Annotated in this window: 3 protein-coding genes and 1 pseudogene; 3 read left to right on the top strand and 1 reads right to left on the bottom strand. The window is 63.7% G+C overall.

The features are described 5' to 3' along the window. The first annotated feature begins 201 nt into the window (after positions 1–201). Positions 202–636 carry a DUF1841 family protein gene (locus tag ACR2JA_RS01935; protein ID WP_434007454.1) on the top strand — a complete coding sequence of 145 codons (435 nt, stop codon included), beginning with the start codon at positions 202–204 and terminating at the stop codon, positions 634–636. Positions 637–688: 52 nt separating this feature from the next. On the opposite strand, the gene ACR2JA_RS01930 is transcribed toward ACR2JA_RS01935, so the two are convergent. Beyond that, positions 689–1,357 (bottom strand): c-type cytochrome, encoded by a 669-nt coding sequence (locus ACR2JA_RS01930; RefSeq protein WP_434007453.1) that lies wholly within the window; start codon positions 1,355–1,357, stop codon positions 689–691. A gap of 151 nt (positions 1,358–1,508) precedes the next feature. Here ACR2JA_RS01930 and ACR2JA_RS01925 point away from each other — a divergent pair, with 151 nt between their 5' ends. Together ACR2JA_RS01925 and ACR2JA_RS01920 are read left to right on the top strand one after the other, a co-directional pair. Continuing rightward, positions 1,509–2,363, top strand: a complete 855-nt coding sequence (locus tag ACR2JA_RS01925) for an AAA family ATPase (protein ID WP_434007452.1) — start codon at positions 1,509–1,511, stop codon at positions 2,361–2,363. Between the two features lie 136 nt (positions 2,364–2,499). Beyond that, positions 2,500–2,997: pseudogene (locus tag ACR2JA_RS01920) on the top strand (hypothetical protein); the annotation flags it as partial.

The raw sequence follows: 2,997 nt of genomic DNA, 5'->3' as shown, positions 1-2,997 counted from the left end.
CCATCAGCGCGCGCAGCGGGATGGCGGCCAGGTCGTCGGTGCGCACCGAGCTGAGCGCGCCGCCGTAGCGGCCAAACGGGGTGCGGATCGCGTCGCAGATGAAGGCTTGGGTCATGGGGTGTCTCCTGATGGGCCGTGAAACTGGCCCACACTGTACCCAAGCGCACCGGACGGGCTGGCCGCTTGCGGGACAATCCGCGCATGTTCAGCCCTTCACAAGCCGACGTGCGCCGCTTCTTCTGTGCGGTGTACGACAAACAGCGCCTGCAACAGCCCCTGGAAGCGATCGAGATGATCGCTGGTCAGTGGATGAGCGAGCACCCCGAGTACCACGCCGACTTCGCCGATGTGGACGCCGCGCTGGCGGCCATGGGGCAGCCAGACGCCGAAAAAGCCAATCCGTTCCTGCACCTGTCCATGCACCTGTCGATCAGCGAGCAGTGCAGCATCGACCAGCCGCCCGGCATTCGCCAGGCAGTGGAGCTGCTGACGGCCCGCCGCGGCGACCTGCACGCCGCCCACCACGAGGTGATGGAGTGCCTGGGCCGCATGATCTGGGAAAGCCAGCGCAGCGGTCGACCGCCCGACGGACAGGCCTACATCGAACACGTGCGACAACGTGCCACCCAGGACTGAAACAAAAAAGCCGCTCATCGAGCGGCTTTTTGGGGAGGGGATGCGATGCAGATCAGCGGAAGCGCGACTGCGGCACCGTCTTGAGTTCGGTGTCCAGCGAGCCCAGGTACTTGGCGATCTGGCGCAGCTCGGCCGGCTTGAACTGCTTGGCCATGCCGGCCATGATGGGGTTGGAGCGACCCACCACGTTGCTGCCTTCGACGGTGTAGGCCTTGAGCGCGACGAACAGGTAGTCGGGGTGCTGGCCGGCAATCTTGGGGTAGCTGGGGTCGATCGGCTTGCTGAAGTTTGCGCCGTGGCAGGACACGCAGGCGCCCTTTTCGAGCAAAGCCGCCACCGCGGCACTGGCCGCCTTGGGCGCATCGGGCACGGGCTGGCCGCCCTGGGTCGAATAGAACGCGGCCAGATCGGCCATGTCCTGATCGGACAGGGAGCCGGCGATGCCGCGCATGGACGGGTGCTTGCGATCGCCCGACTTGTAGGCGGTCAGCGCGGCGATGATGTACTTGTCCGACTGGCCCGAAATCATCGGCACCTTGTGGATTTCAGGAAAGCTGTTCTGGTAGCCCACGATGCCGTGGCAGCCGATGCACATGTCGGCCTTCTTCTTGCCGGCGTCAGCATTGCCGGTGGCGCCTTGCGCATGGGCTCCGACCGCGGCCACGGAAAAGGTCGCAGCGGCGACAAGGGAACGGATCATCGTGGACAACAGTTGGTTCATTTGGCAAGCAGAATGAAGAAATCGATTGATAAAAATCAATCCCCGATTATATAGACTCACCTATCACCATCCACTTATTGATAACCCTGATGCCGCACGCCGGCACGCGTCGTTCCCCCCGCAACCCCGCCCACACGCCCCCGTCCGCACCATGAAATTCCAAGGCTCACAAAACTACGTCGCCACACAGGACCTGATGCTGGCTGTCAACGCCGCGATCACGCTCAAGCGCCCCTTGCTCGTCAAGGGCGAACCCGGTACCGGCAAGACCATGCTGGCCGAAGAAGTGGCCCAGGCGCTGGACATGCCGCTGCTGCAGTGGCACATCAAAAGCACCACCAAGGCGCAACAGGGCCTGTACGAGTACGACGCGGTGAGCCGCCTGCGCGACAGCCAGCTCAACACCGGCGACAGCGCCGAGCGTGTGAAGGACATCCGCAACTACATCGTGCAGGGCGTGCTCTGGCAGGCCTTCACCGCCGACCGGCCGGTGGCGCTGCTGATCGACGAAATCGACAAGGCCGACATCGAATTCCCGAACGATCTGCTGCGCGAACTCGACCGCATGGAGTTCTACTGCTACGAGACGCGCGAACTGATCAAGGCCAAGCACCGGCCGCTGGTGTTCATCACCTCCAACAACGAAAAAGAACTGCCCGACGCCTTCCTGCGCCGCTGTTTCTTTCACTACATCAAGTTCCCCGAAGCCGAGACCATGAAGAAGATCGTGGAGGTGCACTTCCCCGGTCTGAAGAACGAGCTGCTGACGGTGGCGATGAAGACCTTCTACGACGTGCGCAACCTGCCCGGCCTGAAGAAGAAGCCCAGCACCAGCGAACTGATCGACTGGCTCAAGCTGCAGATGGCCGAAGACATCCCACTCGAAGCGCTGCAAAGCGCCGACAGCAAGGTGGCCGTGCCACCGCTGGTGGGCGCGCTGCTCAAGAACGAGCAGGACACCACGCTGTTCGAAAAGCTGGTGTTCATGAACCAGAGAAATCGATGACCCCCACGCTCCACCGCTTCACGGGTCGCTGCCCCCGGGCCGGGATGGGACCCGGTCCATGCCTGGTCCGGGGGCTGCCCAGCCTTGGGGCGGCCCGGCGGCGGAGCTGCCGAGAGCCGAACACGGAGCATTTGCCATGCTGATCGACTTCTTCTACACCCTGCGTTCGGCCAAGCTGCCGGTCTCGGTCAAGGAATACCTGACGCTGCTCGAAGCGCTCAAGGCCGACGTGGTGGGCCCGGCCAACCCCGAAGCCTGCACCATGGACGACTTCTACTTCCTGGCCCGCACCGCGCTGGTCAAGGACGAGAAGCACTACGACAAGTTCGACCGCGCCTTCGCCGCCTATTTCAAGGGCGTGGAGCTGATCGCGGACTTCACCAAGCCCATCCCGGCCGACTGGCTGCGCCAGGAAATGGAGCGCATCCTATCGGCCGAGCAGATCGCCAACGCGCCGAAGATGGACTGGGATGAGCTGATGGAGACGCTCAAGAAACGGCTGGAAGAGCAGAAGGAACGCCACGAGGGCGGCAGCAAGTGGATCGGCACCGGCGGCACATCGCCGTTTGGGCACGGCGGCAAGAACCCGCAGGGCATCCGCATCGGCGGCAAGGGCGGCAACAAGTCGGCGGTG

The sequence above is a fragment of the Hydrogenophaga sp. genome (genome assembly GCF_051007235.1).
Lineage (GTDB): Bacteria > Pseudomonadota > Gammaproteobacteria > Burkholderiales > Burkholderiaceae_C > Hydrogenophaga.
This window is presented reverse-complemented; position numbering and strand designations above follow the sequence as displayed.